We start from the raw sequence: 19,163 nt of genomic DNA, 5'->3' as shown, positions 1-19,163 counted from the left end.
GGTGGGCCGCCCCGGCTGCGGCGCCCGCCCGGGGCAGGTCGAGGATGGCCCCGTGAGTGCCGCGGCTCCCGACAGCTTCACCGCACAGGTCCAGGACGCCGTCCGCCGGCTCGCCGGGGTGGCCGAGCGGACCCCGCTGCAGCGCAACGCCCGGCTCTCCGGGCTGACCGGCGCCGACGTGTGGATCAAGCGCGAGGACCTCCAGCTCGGCCGGTCCTACAAGATCCGCGGGGCGTACACGGTGATCTCGCGGCTGCCGGAGGACCGCCGGGCCGTGGGCGTGGTGTGCGCCAGCGCCGGCAACCACGGGCAGGGCGTCGCCTACGCCTGCCGGGCGCTGCAGGTGCGCGGGCGGGTGTTCGTCCCGGGCACGACCCCGCGACAGAAGCGCGAGCGGATCGCCGCGCTGGGCGGCGACATGGTGGAGCTCGTCGTCACCGGCGACTCCTACGACGCCGCGGCGGCCGCGGCGGAGGCGTTCGCCGCGGTGAGCGGCGCGACCCTGGTGCCGGCGTTCGACTCGCTGTCCACGGTCACCGGCCAGGCGACGGTGGCGGTGGAGATCCTCGAGCAGCTGCCGACGCCGCCCGACGTCGTCGTCCTGCCGATCGGCGGCGGTGGGCTGATGGCCGGCGCCGGCACGTACCTGCGCACCCACTCCCCCACGACCCGGCTGGTCGGGGTGGAGCCCGCCGGGGCGGCGAACATGGCGGCCGCCCTGGCCGCCGGCGAGCCGGTGGACCTGCCGGAGATCGACACGTTCGTCGACGGCGCGGCCGTGCTGCGGGCCGGCTCGGTGACCTTCCCGCTGGTGCGGGACACCGGTGCGGAGCTGCTGGCCGTGCCCGAGGGCCAGATCTGCACCGAGATGCTGGACATGTACCAGACCGACGGGGTGATCGCCGAGCCCGCGGGGGCGCTGTCACCGGCCGCGGTGAGCGGCGGGATCGTGCGGGTCGAGCCGGGGCAGACGGTGGTCTGCGTGCTGTCCGGCGGCAACAACGACGTCAGCCGGTACGCCGAGGTGCTCGAGCGGTCGCTGGTGCACCGCGGGCTCAAGCACTACTTCCTGGTCGAGTTCCCGCAGGAGCCAGGCGCCCTGCGGCGCTTCCTCGACGAGGTGCTCGGCCCGTCGGACGACATCGTGCTGTTCGAGTACGTGAAGCGGGACAACCGGGAGACCGGCGCGGCGCTGACCGGCATCGAACTCGGTTCCGCCGACGGGCTGGCCGGGCTGCTCGCGCGGATCGAGGCCGGCCCGCTGCGCATCACCCGGGTCGAGCCGGGGACGGCGGCCTACCGCTTCCTCGTCTGACCGCCGGGGCCCGACCACTTCCTTCGCGGACAGTCGGTCTCTGCTTCCAGGGGGAAGCAGAGACCGACTGTCCCGGGAACTACGTGTCCAGCACCCGGACCGGGCTCCCGCCCACCCACGCGGCGACGTCCTCGACCGCCTCGCGGTAGAAGGTCTCGTAAGTGCCGCGGGTGACGTAGCCCAGGTGCGGGGTGAGCACGGTGCGCGGGGCCGAGCGGAGCGGGTGCTCGCGGGGCAGGGGCTCCTCGTCGTAGACGTCGAGCCCGGCGCCGGCGATCCGGCCGGAGTGCAGCGCGTCGAGCAGTGCCTGCTGCTCGACGATCGGGCCGCGGCTGGTGTTGACCAGGACGGCGGTCGGCTTCATCCGGGCCAGGTCGTCGGCGCCGATCAGCGCGCGGGTGCGCCGCGACAGCAGCAGGTGGACGGTGACGACGTCCGACGTCGCGAAGAGCTCGTCGCGCGCCACCCGTCGCACGCCGACCTCGGCCGCCCGCTCGTCGGTCAGGTTCTCGCTCCAGGCGACGACGTCCATGCCGAAGGCCTGCCCGATGGTGGCGACCCGGCTGCCGAGCCGGCCCAGTCCGACGACGCCGAGCCGTGCGCCGGCGAGGTCGCCACCGAGGGTCTGCTGCCAGCCGCCGGTGCGCATCGAGGCGTCCTCGCGCGGGATGTGCCGGAGCGCGGCCAGGACCAGCCCCCAGGTGAGCTCGACGGTGGCCTCCGCGCTCGCACTCGTGCCGCAGACGGTGATGCCGAGCTCGGTGGCCGCGGCGACGTCGATGGCCGCGTTGCGCATGCCGGTGGTGACCAGCAGCGCCAGGTCGGGCAGCCGCTCGAGCAGGCTGCGGCGGAACTGGGTGCGCTCCCGCATGGCGACGACGACGTCGAAGGGCTCCAGCCGCGCGGCGAGCGCGTCCTCGTCGGTGACCGAGTCGTGGAACTCGACCACCCGGACCGGCCCGGGGACCGTCGACCAGTCGCAGAACCGGGCGGCCACGGACTGGTAGTCGTCGAGGACGGCGATCCGGTGCATGGGATCGGTCTACTACAGCTCCGGCACGCACCGCCCGCGGCCGAGCGCCGCGAGGCCGGTCAGGTCGCCGTCGGCGAAGTCGTAGACGTCGCCGGTGGTCGGGTGCATGAGCTGGCTCGGGTCGTCGACATGGTCCAGGCCGACGAGGTGCGCCAGTTCGTGCAGCACGATCGCGCGGGCGAGCCGCTCCCCGCCGCGCCGCAGGATGACGCCGAACTCCTCGGCGTCCAGCGACACGGTCCCGGTGACGTACACGTGCGGGCCCAGGCCGATCGCCACCCACTGGCTGCCTGCCTCGCCGACCCGCTCGCCGTCGAAGTCGGGGTTCTCGGCCACGGTCTCCCAGGCGATGACCACCGGCGCCCAGCGGTCGCCGTAGACGTCGGGCTGATAGGGCTCGCGCTCGTCGGTGGGCCGCTCGGCTGTGGCGCCGTCGTCGACGAACTGCAGGCCGGTCACCTCGGAGATGCGCTCGACCGCCGACCTGATGACCTCCGCGCCGCCGGGCGGGGCGTTGTCCGGGCGGACGACGTAGTGGATCGGCCGGCACGGGTCGTAGGCGACCGGCGCCTCCGCCCACGTCTGGAACTCCAGGAAGGCGTGCGGCCCGCCGCCGGGAGGCGGGTCCAGCGGGACGCCCAGCGGCGTGTCCGAGGCGTCGCCGGCGGGCGTGGGGAACCCCGGGATCCGCTCGGGGGCCAGGGTGCCGCCACCCACGGAAGCCTCGTCGTCCAGATCCTGCTTGCCGGTGCCGGGAGATGCGGCGACCGGCCCGGACGGCTCCGCGAAGAGGCGATCACGGTCGAGGAAGGCGGCGGTACCCAGGCAGAGCACGACGACCAGGAGGACGACCAGCGGCACGCGCCACGGCGACCGGCGCCGCGCCGGCCGGGGAGCCTCCAGGCGGGCTGCCTCGTCGAGCACCCACTGCGGCACGGTCGGGTACGGGGGCGGACCGTCTCCGGTCCCCGGCGTCAGCTGGTCCACGCGCTCCCCTTCGTCTCTCCAGGGGTCTACGGCCCGTGGCCCGGCCGATCAAGTGGGTCCGGCGTGGTGCACTCCATCGGGTCGGCGGCCACGGCGCCACCGGACACGCGGACGGCCCCCGACCGCGGGGCGGTCAGGGGCCGTCGGAGTCGTGCGGGTGGGTCAGCGGCGCTTGTTCGCCTGCTTGTTCTGGAAGTCGGCGACCATCTTCTTGATCTTCGCCTGGTTCTGCGGCTTGCGCGCCTCCTGGATCACCTTCGCGGCGATCCCGGACACCATCAGCCTCCGGATCATCCCGGCCATGTTCGCCTCCTCGTCGTCGAGCGAGATCTGCGGTGCCCCGAAAGGAGCGGCGCCAACCGCGATATCAGCCGATCCGGGGATCACCGGGTCGACATGGCGACACGCGGGACCGTCGACATGTCGACACAACTCACCAATCGGGCGCCGACGATCGCAGTGATTCTGCCGGAGCCGCACGCCGGTGCCGCCGTTTAGCGTGACGAGCAGACAGCGGTCCGTACCGGTCCGTCACTGCGTCCTTCCCCTGGAGTTCCCGTGCTCGACACCCGCCCCTTCCTGACCCTGGTGACCGACGAGTCCGGAACCGTGTGGGAGGAGCCGCTGCCCGCGCTGCCGTGGGCCGCCGACCCCGACGACGCGACCGCCTGGCGGCAGCTCGCCCTCTGCGGCGAGACCGACCCCGACGCGTTCTTCCCGGAGCAGGGCGGCTCCACCCGCGAGGCCAAGCGGGTGTGCGCCGGCTGCGTGGTGCGCACCGAGTGCCTCGAGTTCGCGCTCTCCAACGACGAGCGCTTCGGCATCTGGGGCGGCCTGTCCGAGCGCGAGCGGCGCCGCATCCGGGTGCAGCGGCGCGAGGCGCTCACCGCCTGACCGCCCATGACCCCGTCCGGGCCGGAACGCTACGACGAGTACGGCCGGCCGGTCCGCGGTCCGCGCTTCGACCGCCCGCCGCCGTCCGGGAACGACTGGTACGGGCCCCCGCCGCCGGCCGCACCGCCGCCGCGGGAGGACCGGCCGCGCCGCCGTCCCTACTGGGAGACGCCGGAACCACCCGCCGCTCCCCCGCCACCTCCCGAGCCGGCCCGCGCACCCCGGAAGCGCCGCCGGCTGCTCACCCGGGTCGTCCGGGTGCTGGCGGTGCTCGTCGTCCTGCAGGGCCTGCTCGTGCTGTCGCTGCGGTGGGTGGACCCGCCGATGACGATGTTCATGCTGTCCAACCCCGACGGCGCCATCCAGCAGTCGGTGCCGGTCGAGCACGTGTCCCGCACCTTCCTCGCCGCGGTGATCGCGCACGAGGACTCGCAGCTGCCCTACCGCTCGGGTGCCTTCGAGTGGGACGCGCTGTGGGACCGGGCCCAGGCGCACCTGGCCGGCGAGGACGACCCGTCGGGCTCCACGATCCCGCAGCAGGTGGCCAAGAACCTCTTCCTCAACCAGGAGCTCAGCGCCTGGCGCAAGGGGGTCGAGGCGCTGCTCGCCGTCGAGCTCGCGGCGCTGATCGACGACCGGCGGATGCTGGAGCTCTACGTCAACTACGCGCAGTTCGGGCCGACGATCTACGGCGTCTGCGCGGCCTCCTGGTACTACTTCGACACCCCGCCGCGGGACCTGACGCGAGCGCAGGCGGTCCGGATCGTCGGCCTGCTCCCCTCCCCCGGCCACGTGCAGCGAGCACCGGGCGGCGGCATGGACTTCGAGGTGGCCGACGGGCTCGGCTGGCTGTCCCGCTCGCACGTGCTCAACGCCGAGGCGCGCGTGCCACGGCATCTCGACCGGCTCGGCCTGCAGCCCGTCGAGGACGTCGGCATCCCCGGGCTGGCCACCGACGAGGAGCCCTCGGGTGACGACTGCACGACCCGCCCGCAGGAGGTCGCCGACCTGATCGCGGCGGAGGGCACCGGCTGACCGCAGGTCAGCGGACGGGCGGCGCCCAGCTGCTGCCGGGGTGGGCGGCGGAGTCGAAGAGCTCGGCGCGGTTGCGGCCGAGGGTCTTGGCGTCGTACAGCGCGCGGTCGGCGGAGCGCATGAGCTGGGAGGCGCTGTCGCCGGGCCGGTACTGGGCGACGCCGCAGGACAGCGAGATGGTCGGCTCGAGCGCGCAGATCCGCCGGACCAGCGCGAGGGCCTCGGGCCCGGGCGTGCCCGGCAGGAGCAGGGAGAACTCGTCGCCGCCGTGGCGGGCCAGGAAGGCTCCCCTCGGGACCTCCCCGCGCCAGAGGTCGGCGACCCGGCGGAGCACCCGGTCGCCCTCCTCGTGGCCGTAGGTGTCGTTGACCGACTTGAAGTGGTCGACGTCGATGAGGACGGCGGACAGCGTCTCGCGGGTGCGGGCCGCCTCGGACATCAGGTCGTCGAGCGCGCGGTCGAAGCCACGCCGGTTGCTCAGCCCGGTGAGCGGGTCCTGGGTGGCGCTGGAGGCCAGGTGGACCAGCTGGCGGATGACGATGCCGACGCTGGCGAGGACCAGGTCGAAGCCGAGCGCGGTGCCGAGGCCGACGTCACCGGCGACCAGCGCGAACGTGATGCCCACGATCGCGGCGGCGAGGTGCGCGAGCGCCGAGCGGGCGGAGAAGAAGAAGTGCGCGTCGACGACGACGAACATGATCAGGCAGGCGGCGGCCAGCGAGGTCACGGGATCGGGCGCGAGCAGGACGGCGCTGCTGATGAGCACCGTGGCGCTGCCGACGGCGACGTGGAAGACCGAGCGCGACCAGCGGGCGCCCCAGCGGCCGAACGCGGCGCCGGTGGCGATCGCCGCGACGCACATGATGGTGAGGGTCGTGCGCCGCGGCCCGGTCTCGGCCTCGAGGAGCATGAGCAGGCCGGCGAGGCCGGCGAAGGTGTAGAAGGTGGCCAGGGTGCGCGCCATGACGCGCGTCGTCGCCACCTCGGGCGGCGCTGACTCCTTCACACCTCCCCCGTCGGCAGGTCGCGGGCGGTGCTTGAGCCCCTACTCCCGGAGGGCAACACCCGCAGGGGTGAGGTCGTGGGACGGCTCACGCGGCGAGCAGTCGGTGCACCGATCGGATGGCGATCGACCCCTCGCCGACGGCGGACGCGACCCGCTTGATCGACCCGTGCCGCGCGTCGCCGGCGGCGAGGATGCCGGGCACGCTGGTCTCCTGCACCATCGGTGCGCGGCCGAGGGCGTCGAGGGCGCCGCCGTCAAGGTCCGCGCCGGTGAGGACGAAGCCCGCCGGGTCGCGCTGCACCGTCGTCGGCAGCCACTGGGTGTGCGGCTGGGCGCCGATCATGAGGAACAGCGCGTAGGCGGGGACCTTCTCCAGCTCGCCGGAGGCCCGGTCGCGCAGCACGAGCTGGTCCAGCCAGCCGTCGCCTCCGCCGCCGACCACCTCGGTGCCGGTGCGGACCCCGATGTTGGGCGTCTCCTCGACCTGGTGGACGAGGTAGCGCGACATGCCCTTCTCGAGCGACTCGGCCCGGACGACCAGGGTGACGCGACGGGCGTACGCGGCGAGGTGGACGGCGGCCTGCCCGGCGGAGTTGGCGCCGCCGACGATGTAGACCTCGTTGCCGGCGACGAGCGGTGCCTCCGAGGCGGCGGCGCCGTAGAAGACGCCGGCGCCGTGCAGCGCCTCGAGGCTCTCCACACCGAGCCGGCTGTAGTGGGCGCCGGTGGCGAGGACGACGACGCCGGCGACCACCACGCCCCCGGTGTCGAGCGTGAGGACGATGCCGTCGTCCCGGCGGCACAGGTCGGTGACCTCCTGCATGAAGGCGAAGCGGGCGCCGAACACCCAGGCCTGCTGGTAGGCGCGGCGGGCCAGTTCGGCGCCGGTGATGCCGCGCTGGAAGCCGAGGTAGTTGCGGATCGAGGAGCTGCTCGTCGCCTGCCCGCCGATGCTGCCCGAGTCGATGACCACCGTGCGCAGCCCCTCGGAGGCGCCGTAGACGGCCGCGGACAGGCCGGCCGGCCCGCACCCGACGATGACCAGGTCGTACCGCTCCCCCGACGGGTCGAGCTCCTTGCCGGCGGAGCGCGCGATGTCGGTGTTGCTCGGGTCCTCCATGACCGCGCCGCTCGGCATGACGATGAGCGGGAGCCTGCGAGGGCCGGTGCCGGCCAGGACCGCGCGCCCCTGCTCGGACCCGGCGAGGTGGAAGCGGTGCGGCATGGCGCAGCGGCCGAGGACCTCGCGCAGCTCGTAGGCCCGGCCCGACCAGGTCTCGCCGACCACCTCGATGGTGTGCGGCGCGCGGCGGCGGGCCTCGGCCCAGGCGAGGAGGAACGACGAGAGGGCCTGGTGGAACTGCTCGTCGGGCGGCGGCGCGGGCCGGACGACGTAGTGGTCGATGCGGCCCTGGGCGATCGCCTCGAAGATCTGGTCGCCGACGTCGGGGACGCCGAGGTGCTCCCAGCCGATGAGCAGGCCGCGCTGCGCATGCGGGAAGAACTGCGCGACCTGGCCGAGGAACTCCCAACCCGGCGCGCCGGCGAGCTCCTCGCCGGCGAGCACCAGGGCGATGTCGTCCCCGTCCTGGGCGCGCTGCTCGAGGAGGTCGAGCGCGTCGGCCGGGGCGCTCAGGCAGCAGATGGCGTAGTCCGGGTCGTACCGGGTGCGCAGCTCGCGCTCGACCGGGGCGAGCAAGGCGGGATCGTCGTCGACGGCGAGGATCAGGGGCGCGGTCATGAGCAGCTCCGACGCTGGGGCCCGTGTCCCGGCCATCGTAGGAACGCCCCGTCGCGGTGCCAAGGACGAAAAGTCAGGTCGGGACCTAGGGTCGGTTGACTCGTCGACCTCACGGAGGGAATCCCATGCGCGCGGTGCAGTACCGGACCATCGGGGCGGAGCCCGAGGTGGTGGAGATCCCCACGCCGGATCCGGGGCCGGGCCAGGTGCGGCTGAAGGTGACCGCCGCGGGGCTGTGCCACTCCGACCAGTTCGTGATGAGCCTGCCGGAGGGCATGTACGAACTGCCGCTGACGCTGGGTCACGAGGGCGCCGGCGTGGTGGACGCGCTGGGTTCGGGGGTGACCGGCGTCGAGATCGGCGAGTCGGTGGCGGTGTATGGGGCGTGGGGCTGCGGTCGCTGCCACGCATGTGCGCAGGGGGCGGAGAATTACTGCCCACGGGCCTCGTCGCTCGGCATCCAGCCGCCCGGGCTGGGTGCGCCCGGGGCGCTGGCCGAGTACGTGATCGTCGACGACGTCCGGCACCTGGTGCCGCTGGGCGATCTCGACCCGGTGGCCTCGGTGTCGCTCACCGACGCCGGGCTGACGCCCTACCACGCGATCAAGGCCTCGCTGGGCGCGCTGCCGGCCGGCTCGACTGCCGTGGTGATCGGGGTCGGCGGGCTCGGGCACGTGGGCATCCAGATCCTGCGGGCGATCACCGGCGCGACGGTGATCGCGCTGGACATCAGCGAGGAGAAGCTGAAGCTCGCCCGGGAGGTGGGAGCGCACCGGGCGCTGCCGTCGGACGAGCACGCGGTGGAGTCGATCCGCTCGCTGACCGGCGGCACGGGCGCGCAGGCGGTGTTCGACATGGTCGGTACCGCGCCGACGCTGGAGATCGCCCGGCAGTCGGTCGCGACGAACGGCGTGATCCAGATCGTCGGCATCGGCGGGGCGGTGCTGCCGACCGGCTTCTTCTCGACGCCGATGGGCGCGTCGGTGCGTGCGCCGTACTGGGGCACGCGGTCGGAGCTCATGGAGGTGCTCGATCTGGCGCGCGCGGGCGCGATCCACGTGGAGACCGAGCGGTACACGCTCGACCAGGCGCCCGAGGCCTACCGGAAGATGCACGAGGGCACGATCCGCGGCCGCGCCGTCGTCGTCCCCTGACCTACCGCTGTCCGTATTGGGCCCGCGCCCGCTCGCGGGCGGCGGCCGGCCCCTCCGGGCCGATGTGCCGGCAGCCGGGTGAGGCCTCCCCCGTCGTCGCCGAGACGACGAAGCAGGTGACGTTCGGCCAGCCGGCGACCTCGCAGAAGGTGCCGATGTCGTCCAGGACCCGGGACGACGCGAGCGGCGCGAGACCCGGCTGCAGCTGCTCGGCGAACTCGCCGTAGGTCACCGGGCGGTCGCCGGTGCGGGCGAGCTCCTGCAGCAGCCGGAGCCCGTCGACCATGCGGCGCGCCCGGGCAGCCGACCAGGCCCTGTCCTCGAGGTAGCGGGTGAGAACGGGGTCCAGGGTGCGGCGGGCGTCGTCGCCCGGCCGGTCAGCGAGTGCGAACGTCGTCGTCCGGCCTCGGCTGCCGGGCCGCCTGCCGCGGGGACAGCGGCTCCATGCGCTGGGTGATCTCGAGCTCCCCGGTGTCCGGGGCGGCGTGCCGGCCGATGCGGGGCATGGCGAACTCGGCCGTCTCGTCGAGCAGGTGCTTGGCCACGACATCAGTCCTTTCCGTGGGTCGGCTCCAGCGTACGAAGGGTGCGAGCCGGTGACGTCGAAGCCGCGGCCCGGGTCAGCGAGTCGGAGCGGGCGGTCGTCCCACTGCTGACGCCCTGCCCCACCAGTCGCTGGTGGCGCCCGCGATGCGACGGCGCGGGACATCGCTGGTCCGGGCGATTCACGGCGGGGGCAGGCGGACGACGCAGCGCGGCCCGGGCCGGGCGGAACACCCCAGGAAGGCGTGAGAGGTTGGTCGAGTTCGCCGCATCGAGGAGAGCCCGTGACCACGTCCATGCACCGCTCGCACCGGGTTGCCGGAGCACTGGTCGGCTCGGCCGTCGGCGACGCGCTTGGGGCGCCGTTCGAGTTCGGCCCTGCCGGCGAGTTCTCCCGTCGCTTCCCGGTGCCGGCGCGGGGTTCGAAGACCGAGATGTGCGGCGGTGGCTCGCTGGGCTGGGCGCCGGGCGAGTTCACCGACGACACCCAGGTGTCGCTGCTCGTGGCGACGTCGTTGGTCGAGCACGACGGTCTCGACCTCGTGGACGTGTTCGACCGCTTCGCCCGGTGGGCGGCGGCCGGGCCGCCGGACATCGGCAACCAGACCCGATCGGTGCTCTCCTCCGGCCGGCCGTGGGACGTCGCCGCGGCCGAGCACTTCGCCCGTTCCGGGCACGCGGCGGGCAACGGCTCGCTGATGCGGACGACGCCGGCGGCGATCTGGTTCGCGCGGTTCGGGACCGCCGCGACGACGGACGCCGCGCGGCGGATCTCGGCCCTGACCCACGGCGACCCGGCGGCCGGCGAGGGCTGCGCGATCTTCCACGAGCTGATGCGGGTGGCGCTGGACGGCGGGGATCCGCTGGCGGCTGTCCCGTGGGCGCTGGCGCTGGTGGCCGACGAGCACCGCGACCGGTGGGCGACGGTGCTGGCCGAGGACTGGACGCCGGACCGGGCGACCGAGTCGAACGGCGCGGTGTGGCCGACGCTCGGGCAGACCGTGTGGGCGCTGCGGGAGGGGCGCGACTTCGCCGAGGTGCTGCGCCTGGTGATCGACCTGGGCGGGGACACCGACACCGTTGCCTGCGTGGCCGGCGGGCTGGCCGGTGCGGTCTACGGGATGGGCGGCATCCCGAGCCGGTGGGCCTCGGTGGTGCACGGCCGCGTGCCCGGGCACGGCGATCGCGTGTGGCGGCTGGCGGACCTGCAGCAGCTCGCGGCGGCGCTGGACACCGGGGTGCAGCAGAGCTACGACCCGGGCGTGATCCCGCGGATCGGGCCGACGGAGGTACTGCCCGGCATCTGGGCGGCCAACCTCGACGGGGCGCGGTACAGCGAGAAAGACTTCGCGGTGATCTCGCTGTGCCGGCTGGGCGAGCCGTTCGAGCACGAGCTGCAGCGGATGGCCTACGTCGCCGACAACGAGCACAACAGCGACCTGGATGTCGTGCTGGCCGACGTCCTCGAGGACATGGCGGCGCTGCGCGCGGAGGGCCACCGACTCGTGGTGCACTGCCACGGCGGCGCCTCGCGGACCGGTCTGGTGCTGCGGGCCTGGCTGATGCGCACGGAGGGGATGACGGCGGACGAGGCGACGGCGCACGTCGCCGAGCGCTGGCCGCACCTCGGTCTGTGGAACGCCAGCTTCACGAAAGCACTGCATCGAATGGGAGCCCGCTGCTGAGTGGCAGGTCACCCGCGCAACGCCTTGCACCGCAGCATGGGACAAAGCCGGCTGCGGTGGGCTAAGAGAACACGACGCCGCCCCCTCCCTGACGCCAGGGAGGGGGCGGCGCTGGTCCCCGAATCAGCCGAGATTGACCGTCACACCGTTCGAGAACATGGAGTCATGGAGCTCCAACTTGGTGAGGGTCGTACCGACCGGAACGTCGTACACGAGCGTCCCGTCCACGCCAGTCCCCGGGTTGAGCTGCTCAAAGAGCGCGCTGCCGGCGTTGTCGAGGTAAAACGCTGCCTCAGTGTCCGTCGAGTATTTGCTGCCCTGAGCGTCGTAAGCGACCTGACTGGTGGAATCGAGGGTTTGCGCCTCGTTCCCGATGTTCTCCACCCGCACGGACACCAGACAGAAGGTGCCATTTGCCTGCGTGGAGATCGGGCCCGTGCCGAGCGTCGTCTTGGAGCAGTCGACGCCGTTCACGGTGAACTCGAACTTGCCGTCGCGAACCGGCTCGTTCAGCCCCGCCTCAGCGGCAGACCCACCGGAGGACGAACCGCCGTCGCCAGAACCGTTGCCGCCGGACGACGCGGAATCGTCGCTCCCACCGCTGGTCGCGATGACGATGATGACGATGAGCGCGACGAGAGCGAGAAGGATGAAGCGCTTCTTCTTGTAGAACGGCCTGCTGGCCTTCCGGTAGGCCCTTTCGGCCTTCGCCTGCGCCTTCGCACCCCTGGGGTCCGTGAACTGACCTGGCGTAGGAGTGGGCTGAGACATGAATCCCCCATGCATAGCTGACGTTGGGCGTGGACATCGACTTCCTGTGTCCGCGCGGCCCGGATACCCGTGGCCATAGGTCACACAGGCTATGTGCAGGAAAGGCGCCAAACACCTACGACGCCTGACATGGGAACTTATCCAACATGGCAGCAGTTGCCATGTTGCTGATAATGGACAGCGTCTGCCTGGCTCAATCGCTTGAGAGCGATGACGGCCGGGTCTACGCTGGGCGACCACTCACGCCTCACGGCTTCCTGCAGGACCATCTGCATCACGATTGGAGCCGCCCCCCACGCGCTTCCGCATCGAGCCGTGCGAGCTCACCGGGGCGTTCGGAGCGCCGTAGCGCTCACTGAGTTGCGGCGGTAGGCATTGCGCTGGACGCGGTCAGCCTCGCCGCGATGCGATCACCGGTGCGGGCGTAGCCGACGAACGTGAAGACCGTGAGGGCTGCCAGCACGGCACCTCCCCACCCGTCGGAGAAGTAGTTGTACAGCCCGTGCAGCACACCGGCGATCAGAAGACCGACGACGACCAGGTGCCACAGCACGTCGCGGTGCCACGCGCCGAGCCCGACGAAGAACGCGACGATCCCGGCCATGCAGGCGTGGAAGAGGCTGCCGCAGAGCAGCCGCCATAACGTCACGGCCAGCCCGCCCTCGAGGTCCAGGAACGAGGCGTAGGCGGTGGTGTAGGTGACCGCCTCGGCGGCGCCGAACGCCAGCCCGCTGACGGCGCCGGCGTAGAGGTACGTGCGGGGGCTCCATCGCCCCCGCCCGATCATCAGGAAGATGAGGACGGCAGCTGCCTTTGCGGCTTCCTCGGGCAGCCCCACGGTCAGGATGCTCGAGAAGGGATCGTCCGTGCTGGCACCCAGCTGTTCCTCGACGGCGACCGCCAGCGCCACCCCGGCGATCGCCGTGAATGCGCTGATGCCGGCCACGACCGACCACCCAAGTGGTTCGGGCTGGACGAGTTCGCGGATGGCGACCAGCCAGAGGATGGCGAAGTAGACCGCGAAGCCGACGGCGGACCGCTCGACGTCGGCGTCCTCCGATGTGGCCTGCAGCAGCGCGAAGGGCGCGAGCGCCATCAGCAGGAAGAGCGCCGACCTCCCCTGACGCCACCAGGCGTCCGACGCCCAGCTCTGCAGCGGTAGGAGTGCTGCGAACGGCAGCCGCTGGAACTGGGCGACCACGCCGTCGAGGGCACCCGGCACCGAGGAGGGTGCCGCAGAGGCCGGCACGTCAACCGGCACAGGGTCCCCGGTCGCGCCGAGTCTGGCGCCACAGTCACCGCAGAAATGCTCGTCGCCGGACAGCTTCGATCCGCACTGCCCGCAGAAGTTGACCGACGGCCAGGGCTGGCTCATCGCGTAGGCCGCCAGAAGCGTGGCAGGCGGGGGCGCCACCTGCGGAGCACGAGACCCCCGGCGAGGGCGACGTCGAGCAGGGCGACACCTACCCGCCACGCGCCGTTCTCCCGGCAGGACTCGCGCACGTTGTTCGACGCCGTCACCTCGTCGGCTGCCACCCGCTGTTCGTGGAACCACTCCGCGATCGCTCGATCGTGCTGGGCCTCCAGTCCCGCGACGCGGTCGCGAGCCGAGTACAGGCGCTGATTGGCGGCCAATTCGCGATCCGCGAGGTCGGCGGCGGCGTCTGCTGCTGCCTGCTCCGCCGCCTCGGCCGCCGCGTCGAGCTGCTCGGCGGTGGCCTCCGCGTTCTCGGCCTCCGATTCGCTCGCCGCCTCCTCGGCCTCCGCCTCGGCCAGCGCAGATTCCGCGTCGCTGAGTTCCGCCTTCGCCTCGTCCAGATCGGCCTGAGCGTCCACGACGTCGTCTTGCGTGTAGAAGCTGTAGCCGGAGGTGTCGGCCGCTCGACCCTGCACGTACTCCAGCCAACTCTCGGCCGACTCGACCGCACTCTCGGCGATGTCGACCTCCAGCTCGGCGCTGTAGGAGCCCGAGTAGTAGGAGGAGTAGGGCAGGTCCCACAGATCGGACTGCGCGTCGGCGGCTGCCTGGCGTGCGGCGTCGGCCGCCGCTTGGAGATCTTTGACCTGGGCGCGTTCCGACTCCAGCTCGGCCACCGCCGCACCGGCCTCGGTGACGGCACGCTGCGCCTCGGTGAGAGTCCGCGGCTTCTGGGGACGATCTTCTTCGGTCAACGAGGCTGCCGGCATCGCATAGGCGGCGAGGACGTTGGTGCATGAGCCGCCGTCGTAGGGGGTGCCGACCAGGACAGCTGCCGCCCCGACGAGCAGCAGGCCGGCCACGGCGTCCGCGGTGAACCTTCGGGGCAGGCGCATCAGTCGTCCCCTATCGAGAGCTGCAGCGACCAGTCGGCCTCGGTCAGCTCGTCGTACGAGTACTGCAGGTGTCCCCGCGACACGCTGGCGACGCTGACGCCATAGAACTCCGCACGTGGCACGTCCTCGACCTCGAAGGAGAAGACGCAACCGAGGCCGTCGAACTCGCCGCGCGACAGGCGCCCCGTGGACAGCGTCTCACCGTCGCCGTCGGTCAGGATCACCTGCGCACCTGCGCGCAGGTCGTCGTATCCCAGCTCACCGCTGCAGGTGCGACCGGGAGCGAGACCGAAGTAGGCCGAGTCGACCAGGAGCACGGTGCCGCTCACCGTGTGCTGCTCGACGCCCCGCCAGATGGCCCACCCAGAGAGCAACAGCGCCACGAGCACGAGGGGCGCGATGACGTTGGTTCTCGTGCGGAGTGCGGCCACGGTGGGTCCACCTGACCACGGCGGAGCCGACTCCTGCGGCGGGGCAGCTGCCATGGGGGGCTGCGCGGCGGTGGCCGCTACGGCCCTGGCCAGTGCAGGCACGCCGTCCGTGACGCGGTCCGGGGCGTCGCTAGGCGCGTGCCCGGCGGTCTGGTCGACCGTCGCGGGCGCCGGCGCAGGCGTGCCGCAGGTCGTGCAGAACGCCTTGCCGCGCAACGGCGTCCCACACTGCGCACACGGGGGCGCGATCTCCATGTTTCTCCGATGCTCGGGCTCGAGAAGACTTCGGCAGAGAAGGCGACTTATTGATCCGGACAGGCTCGGAAGAACGCTTCGCCTGTCGAGCGCGACCGCCTCAGGAGCCGCGCCTCGACGCCTCACTGCTCACGTAAGCGATGGCCGCGCTGGTTTCTCGTTAGGACCCGGGCGCGGCAACCGACGCCCGCGCCTGTGGACAACGTCAGCTGAGGTCCCGTCGATGCGCCAGAGTCCTGGTCCATGTCGACCCGCCCGCACCCCACTGTTCCTGTCACCAGCGACGCCGAGCTGACCGAGCGCTGGCGCGCCCTGTTGCAGCTCGACGGCCCGCCCTCCCGTCGCACGCTCTTCCTCGCCTGGCTCCGCCGGGACGGCAGAATGGTCCCGCTGCTCATGCCGTTCGAGGACGTGCCGCTCGAACCCGACCGCGCGACCCTCGGCAATCTGGTCGCCCTGCACGACACGTTCGCCGAGACCGAGGACGTCGATCCCGGGGAGCTGCACCTGGCTCTGCTGCTGGAGCGCCGTGGCCCGGCCGGGCTGTCCCCTGACGACCACGCCTGGTGCTCGGCGGTCGAGGCAGTGGTGCGCGACCGCGCCGGTGTGGACTGCAGCCTGCACGTCGGCAACGGCCGCACCGCCGTCCCCGTGTTGCCCCGCCGACGCTGGCCCGACCGGCGAGTCTGAACGAACCACTCGACCGGCGGCCCCAGGCCCTTTCCGCCCGTTTCAGCTGGTCAGCGCCTCGGTCATGCGCTACACTCGAACACATGTTCGACACTGAGGTCGTCCTCTCCATGGAGGAGTACGCGGACTACCTGCACGCGTGTCTCGAGACCCCGTTCGGGGACGACTACCCCGACGCCGCGCTGTTCGTGCGCGACGAACAGCAGCGCTTCCTGGACTCGCGGATCCGCCTGCTGACCTCGGGAGCAGCGCACCTGGACGACGCACTGGCCGCCGCGAAGCAGCTGTCCCGGAGCGAGGCGCGGCGCGTCCGGGCCTTGGCCGCCTTCGCTCGCAGCCGCCCGGCGGCGATGTTCGACCGCGCACCCGGTGAGCGGGGCGCGGCGTCCGAGGCGTCGCGCGCGGCCCGGCCGGACGCACTCACCGAGGTCAGCGAATGGGCCGTCGACGAGGCCGCGGCCACGCTGAAGGTGTCCGCTCGCACGGCCTCCCAGATGCTGGTCGACGCGGTGACCCTGGCGGAAGGCCTGCCGGCCACCCTCGCCGCCCTCGAGGCAGGCGACATCTCTCCGGCGCACGCGAGGGTGATGGTGGAGGTCGCCGGACAGGTGGCCGATCCGGCCAAGCGCGCGGAGATCGAAGCTGCGGTCCTGCCGCGGGCCTCGCGCCAGACCACGGCCGCGCTGCGGGCTTCGGTACGGCGGGCGGTCGCCCGGATCGACGCCGCCGCGGCCGCCGACCGGCTGGCGAAGGCGGTGCGCGACCGGCACGTCCGGTTGGACGCCCGCGACGACGGCATGTCCACGCTGGCCACGCTGCTGTCGACGCCGGTCGGGCGAGCCTGCCGCGAGGCATTGAGCCAGTACGCCAAGGCGTGCGCGTTCGACGAGGCCGGCAACCCGGATCCGCGCACCCACGAGCAGCGGATGGCCGACTGTCTCGCCGACCTCATCCTGCGGCCGCACGCCGACCACCCGGTGGTGCGGGTGGTGCTCACCCTCGTCGCGGGCGTGGACACCGTCACCGGGGACGGCCCGGGTGCCGACGAACCCGGTGAGCTCGAGGGCGACCTGGTCTCCGCGGCGCAGGTACGGGAGTTGGTGCGCCAGTTCGGTCTGCTGCCCCGACGGAAGCCCGCAGGCGCCGCCGACCGAGCCGCTTCCGGATCGGCCGAACGAGAGACCGCCGAGGCCGACTCCGCCACTGCCGGCTCCGGTTCACCCACCGCCGACAGAACCGCCGAGGACCGCGCCGCCGAGGACGAGCACGAGGCGCGGCTCGCCGCGCTGCGCGACGAGGAGCTGGCCGCGGCGGACGAGCTGCTGACCGCCCTGGCAGCCGCACGAGGACGGCCTTCGGGCACGGATGATGCGGAGGCGGCGACGACCCGAGCGGCGCTCACCCGCCTGCTGGACACCCGCCGGCTGATCGACACCGCGCTCGCCGAGCGGCCGCGGATCGCGGTGGTCGACCAGCTCACCGGTTCCCTGCTCGCGCTCACCGACAGCACCGAACTGCGCGCGGCGGCCGCCGCCGGCCGGGGGCTGGGACCACCGGGCGCCACGGATGCCTACCGACCCACCGATCCTCTGCACCGCTTCGTCCGGTTGCGGGACCGACGATGCCGCTTCCCGGGCTGCCGGCTGCGCGCGCGGTGCTGCGACCTCGACCACCAGGTGCCGCACCCGCACGGCGAGACGGCTCACGACAACCTGGCCTGCCTGTGCGAGCACCACCACCGGCTCTCGCACCAGGCGCCGGGCTGGAGCCTGCACCGCAACCCCGACGGCGGCCTGGTGTGGACGCTGCCCAGCGGGCTGACGATCACGACCTACCCGCCGGCGTTCGGCACCGACGACGGCGACACCCGCGCCCAGGCGCCGCCGCGACGGACCGGCCGGCAGCGCTACGAGGACGCGCTCGCCACCCTCGCGAGCAGCCGACCGGTCCCGCGGACGCCCGACATCCCCTTCTGACAGCCACCGAGGACGGCGGCGCGGGTTGCCCGCCGTCCTCCGGCCATCGACGTCGACCGCTGTCAGCTGCGTCGGCCGGGCCGGGCCCGCCGCATGCGCTGGGTCGCCTCGGCAGCGTCGAACGCCTCGGGATCGATCCGGCCGCCGAGCCAGTCCAGGAGGTCGGCGTGGTCGGGGTGGGCAGGGTCGGCGAGCACCTCCAGGAGGCGCTCGTACCCGGGCGCACCGCCGCAGTCCTCCGGCGGGCAGGCGCGGGCCCCGTCGAGGCAGGTCGGCGCCTCGGCGGTGCGGTGGTCCACGACGCGGACGTCGTGCTCCCAGCCGTCACCGAAGTCGTAGTCGTAGCGGAAGACGGTGCCGTCGCGGATCGAACCGACCGACGCCGACCGCGGGTCCTCGAGGTCGTCCATGTCCTCGACGTCGCCGTAGCTGACACCGTCGAGCTCGAACTGCCACAGGTGCGCGTCCTGCCACCCCATGGCGGCCTGGAGCAGGGCGTGCAGGTCGGTCAGCGTGGCCCGTTCGGGCACGACGATGCGCCGCTCCACCGGCGGGTCGACGTCCCGGAGGGTGACGGCGAGCTCGACGGCGGGCACCCGCTTGACGGGTGCGGGCGGTTCCTCGTGCAGCAGGGCGGCGCGGGCCAGTGCCACCGCGGACGGCGTCGGCGGGTCCGGCGGATAGCTGTGCCGGCCGAGGAGGCCGAGCCGCTCGAAGACGACCCAGGTGGTGTCCCGGACCACCGAGAAAGCGGTCCAGCGGTCGATGGGCTCGTCGACGCCCAACACGTAGTCGAGCGCGGTCAGGCCTTCCGCGACGGCGACCTCGGGTTGCCGGGAACCGGCGGCGACCGCGAGCAGCCAGAGCAGGCCGGCGGTGCGGTCGACGTCGTCGCGCGCCATCGGCAGCCGGGTCGCGATGTGATGCCACAGGCTCGCCGGATCGTCGGCGAGCCGCCGGCCGACCGTGGTGGGCAGCAACCGCCCGCGGTAGACGCGGACGAGACCGAGCCGGCGGGCGGATTCGCGCAGCTCGGCGACCGGAACCGTGTGCACCTCCCGGTTGGCCGTGCCGAACCAGTCGGCGTCCCAGCCGAGCGAGCGCATCGTCTCGCTGACCAACGCCGGAGGCAGGTGACCGGCGCCGGTGAGCTTCACGCCGTCACCGAGGCGGGCGAGGAACCACCGGTAGGGCTCGACGACGTCGGGCTCGAGAGCGGGAGCTCCGGCGTCCAGCCCGGCGTCCTCGATCAGCCGCAGCAGCCGGGGGCGGCGGGTACGGCGCAGGGCGTCGAGCAGCTCGGCAAGACCAGGGCGCACGTTCCGCAGCGTGCC

The 19,163-nt window shown here is 72.9% G+C and carries 19 protein-coding genes; 7 read left to right on the top strand and 12 right to left on the bottom strand.

What is annotated here, in order from left to right:
* Positions 1 to 52: 52 nt before the first annotated feature.
* Positions 53 to 1,315 carry a threonine ammonia-lyase IlvA gene (gene ilvA, locus A6V29_RS07920; RefSeq protein WP_137159805.1) on the top strand — a complete coding sequence of 421 codons (1,263 nt, stop codon included), beginning with the start codon at positions 53 to 55 and terminating at the stop codon, positions 1,313 to 1,315.
* A gap of 79 nt (positions 1,316 to 1,394) precedes the next feature.
* Here ilvA and A6V29_RS07915 read toward each other — a convergent pair whose 3' ends face one another.
* The 3 genes from A6V29_RS07915 to A6V29_RS20735 all read right to left on the bottom strand — a co-directional run bounded on the left by A6V29_RS07915 (position 1,395) and on the right by A6V29_RS20735 (position 3,638).
* Positions 1,395 to 2,348, bottom strand: coding sequence for a D-2-hydroxyacid dehydrogenase family protein (locus A6V29_RS07915; RefSeq protein ID WP_137159804.1), 954 nt, complete (start codon positions 2,346 to 2,348; stop codon positions 1,395 to 1,397).
* Positions 2,349 to 2,360: 12 nt separating this feature from the next.
* A complete protein-coding gene (locus A6V29_RS07910) occupies positions 2,361 to 3,335 on the bottom strand; it encodes a matrixin family metalloprotease (protein ID WP_137159803.1) in 975 nt (324 codons plus the stop codon).
* Positions 3,336 to 3,497: 162 nt separating this feature from the next.
* Positions 3,498 to 3,638 (bottom strand): hypothetical protein, encoded by a 141-nt coding sequence (locus tag A6V29_RS20735; protein ID WP_170977753.1) that lies wholly within the window; start codon positions 3,636 to 3,638, stop codon positions 3,498 to 3,500.
* A 306-nt stretch (positions 3,639 to 3,944) separates the two neighbouring features.
* On the opposite strand from A6V29_RS20735, the gene A6V29_RS07905 reads away from it, so the two are divergent.
* Together A6V29_RS07905 and A6V29_RS07900 are read left to right on the top strand one after the other, a co-directional pair.
* The gene (locus tag A6V29_RS07905; RefSeq protein ID WP_170977757.1) at positions 3,945 to 4,229 is read left to right on the top strand and encodes a WhiB family transcriptional regulator; all 285 of its coding nucleotides are present in this window, start codon (positions 3,945 to 3,947) and stop codon (positions 4,227 to 4,229) included.
* A 6-nt stretch (positions 4,230 to 4,235) separates the two neighbouring features.
* Positions 4,236 to 5,264 carry a transglycosylase domain-containing protein gene (locus A6V29_RS07900; protein WP_137159801.1) on the top strand — a complete coding sequence of 343 codons (1,029 nt, stop codon included), beginning with the start codon at positions 4,236 to 4,238 and terminating at the stop codon, positions 5,262 to 5,264.
* 7 nt (positions 5,265 to 5,271) lie between these two features.
* Here the strand turns inward: A6V29_RS07900 and A6V29_RS07895 are convergent, their stop codons facing one another.
* Together A6V29_RS07895 and A6V29_RS07890 are read right to left on the bottom strand one after the other, a co-directional pair.
* Positions 5,272 to 6,228, bottom strand: a complete 957-nt coding sequence (locus tag A6V29_RS07895) for a GGDEF domain-containing protein (protein ID WP_170977752.1) — start codon at positions 6,226 to 6,228, stop codon at positions 5,272 to 5,274.
* Positions 6,229 to 6,355: 127 nt separating this feature from the next.
* A complete protein-coding gene (locus A6V29_RS07890) occupies positions 6,356 to 8,011 on the bottom strand; it encodes an NAD(P)/FAD-dependent oxidoreductase (RefSeq protein WP_137159799.1) in 1,656 nt (551 codons plus the stop codon).
* Positions 8,012 to 8,136: 125 nt separating this feature from the next.
* Between A6V29_RS07890 and A6V29_RS07885 the strand changes: the two genes are divergently transcribed.
* Positions 8,137 to 9,165 carry an NAD(P)-dependent alcohol dehydrogenase gene (locus tag A6V29_RS07885; protein ID WP_137159798.1) on the top strand — a complete coding sequence of 343 codons (1,029 nt, stop codon included), beginning with the start codon at positions 8,137 to 8,139 and terminating at the stop codon, positions 9,163 to 9,165.
* A 1-nt stretch (position 9,166) separates the two neighbouring features.
* On the opposite strand, the gene A6V29_RS07880 is transcribed toward A6V29_RS07885, so the two are convergent.
* Together A6V29_RS07880 and A6V29_RS20730 are read right to left on the bottom strand one after the other, a co-directional pair.
* Complete coding sequence (locus A6V29_RS07880; protein ID WP_137159797.1) at positions 9,167 to 9,451, bottom strand: hypothetical protein; 285 nt, start codon at positions 9,449 to 9,451, stop codon at positions 9,167 to 9,169.
* 91 nt (positions 9,452 to 9,542) lie between these two features.
* Entirely contained in the window at positions 9,543 to 9,710 is a 168-nt protein-coding gene (locus A6V29_RS20730; protein WP_170977751.1) for a hypothetical protein, read from the bottom strand.
* A gap of 282 nt (positions 9,711 to 9,992) precedes the next feature.
* On the opposite strand from A6V29_RS20730, the gene A6V29_RS07875 reads away from it, so the two are divergent.
* Positions 9,993 to 11,393: an ADP-ribosylglycohydrolase family protein gene (locus A6V29_RS07875; protein WP_137159796.1), complete on the top strand. Its 1,401-nt coding sequence runs from the start codon at positions 9,993 to 9,995 to the stop codon at positions 11,391 to 11,393.
* Between the two features lie 123 nt (positions 11,394 to 11,516).
* Here the strand turns inward: A6V29_RS07875 and A6V29_RS07870 are convergent, their stop codons facing one another.
* The 4 genes from A6V29_RS07870 to A6V29_RS07855 form a co-directional block, all read right to left on the bottom strand.
* Entirely contained in the window at positions 11,517 to 12,164 is a 648-nt protein-coding gene (locus A6V29_RS07870; protein ID WP_137159795.1) for a DUF4352 domain-containing protein, read from the bottom strand.
* 352 nt (positions 12,165 to 12,516) lie between these two features.
* A complete protein-coding gene (locus A6V29_RS07865) occupies positions 12,517 to 13,413 on the bottom strand; it encodes a PrsW family glutamic-type intramembrane protease (RefSeq protein WP_170977750.1) in 897 nt (298 codons plus the stop codon).
* A gap of 122 nt (positions 13,414 to 13,535) precedes the next feature.
* Positions 13,536 to 14,444: a hypothetical protein gene (locus A6V29_RS20725; protein ID WP_170977749.1), complete on the bottom strand. Its 909-nt coding sequence runs from the start codon at positions 14,442 to 14,444 to the stop codon at positions 13,536 to 13,538.
* 32 nt (positions 14,445 to 14,476) lie between these two features.
* A complete protein-coding gene (locus A6V29_RS07855) occupies positions 14,477 to 14,908 on the bottom strand; it encodes a hypothetical protein (protein ID WP_137159793.1) in 432 nt (143 codons plus the stop codon).
* A gap of 498 nt (positions 14,909 to 15,406) precedes the next feature.
* Between A6V29_RS07855 and A6V29_RS07850 the strand changes: the two genes are divergently transcribed.
* Entirely contained in the window at positions 15,407 to 15,853 is a 447-nt protein-coding gene (locus A6V29_RS07850; protein ID WP_137159792.1) for a hypothetical protein, read from the top strand.
* Positions 15,854 to 15,936: 83 nt separating this feature from the next.
* Positions 15,937 to 17,829 carry an HNH endonuclease signature motif containing protein gene (locus A6V29_RS07845; RefSeq protein WP_137159791.1) on the top strand — a complete coding sequence of 631 codons (1,893 nt, stop codon included), beginning with the start codon at positions 15,937 to 15,939 and terminating at the stop codon, positions 17,827 to 17,829.
* Between the two features lie 62 nt (positions 17,830 to 17,891).
* Here the strand turns inward: A6V29_RS07845 and A6V29_RS21225 are convergent, their stop codons facing one another.
* Entirely contained in the window at positions 17,892 to 19,148 is a 1,257-nt protein-coding gene (locus A6V29_RS21225) for a plasmid pRiA4b ORF-3 family protein (protein ID WP_212719122.1), read from the bottom strand.
* Between the last annotated feature and the right edge of the window lie 15 nt (positions 19,149 to 19,163).

Origin of the sequence: Blastococcus sp. CCUG 61487 (genome assembly GCF_005222955.1) — a bacterium.
GTDB lineage: Bacteria > Actinomycetota > Actinomycetes > Mycobacteriales > Geodermatophilaceae > Blastococcus.
This window is presented reverse-complemented; position numbering and strand designations above follow the sequence as displayed.

What these genes read in the sequence shown, in the direction of transcription:
- A6V29_RS07895 (WP_170977752.1), bottom strand. Translation starts at nt 6,228, where the DNA reads ATGGCGCGCACCCTGGCCACCTTCTACACCTTCGCCGGCCTCGCCGGC.
- A6V29_RS07915 (WP_137159804.1), bottom strand. Translation starts at nt 2,348, where the DNA reads ATGCACCGGATCGCCGTCCTCGACGACTACCAGTCCGTGGCCGCCCGG.
- A6V29_RS07900 (WP_137159801.1), top strand. Translation starts at nt 4,236, where the DNA reads ATGACCCCGTCCGGGCCGGAACGCTACGACGAGTACGGCCGGCCGGTC.
- A6V29_RS07870 (WP_137159795.1), bottom strand. Translation starts at nt 12,164, where the DNA reads ATGTCTCAGCCCACTCCTACGCCAGGTCAGTTCACGGACCCCAGGGGT.
- A6V29_RS07885 (WP_137159798.1), top strand. Translation starts at nt 8,137, where the DNA reads ATGCGCGCGGTGCAGTACCGGACCATCGGGGCGGAGCCCGAGGTGGTG.
- A6V29_RS07845 (WP_137159791.1), top strand. Translation starts at nt 15,937, where the DNA reads ATGTTCGACACTGAGGTCGTCCTCTCCATGGAGGAGTACGCGGACTAC.
- A6V29_RS20735 (WP_170977753.1), bottom strand. Translation starts at nt 3,638, where the DNA reads ATGGCCGGGATGATCCGGAGGCTGATGGTGTCCGGGATCGCCGCGAAG.
- A6V29_RS07890 (WP_137159799.1), bottom strand. Translation starts at nt 8,011, where the DNA reads ATGACCGCGCCCCTGATCCTCGCCGTCGACGACGATCCCGCCTTGCTC.
- A6V29_RS07850 (WP_137159792.1), top strand. Translation starts at nt 15,407, where the DNA reads ATGTCGACCCGCCCGCACCCCACTGTTCCTGTCACCAGCGACGCCGAG.
- A6V29_RS07880 (WP_137159797.1), bottom strand. Translation starts at nt 9,451, where the DNA reads ATGGTCGACGGGCTCCGGCTGCTGCAGGAGCTCGCCCGCACCGGCGAC.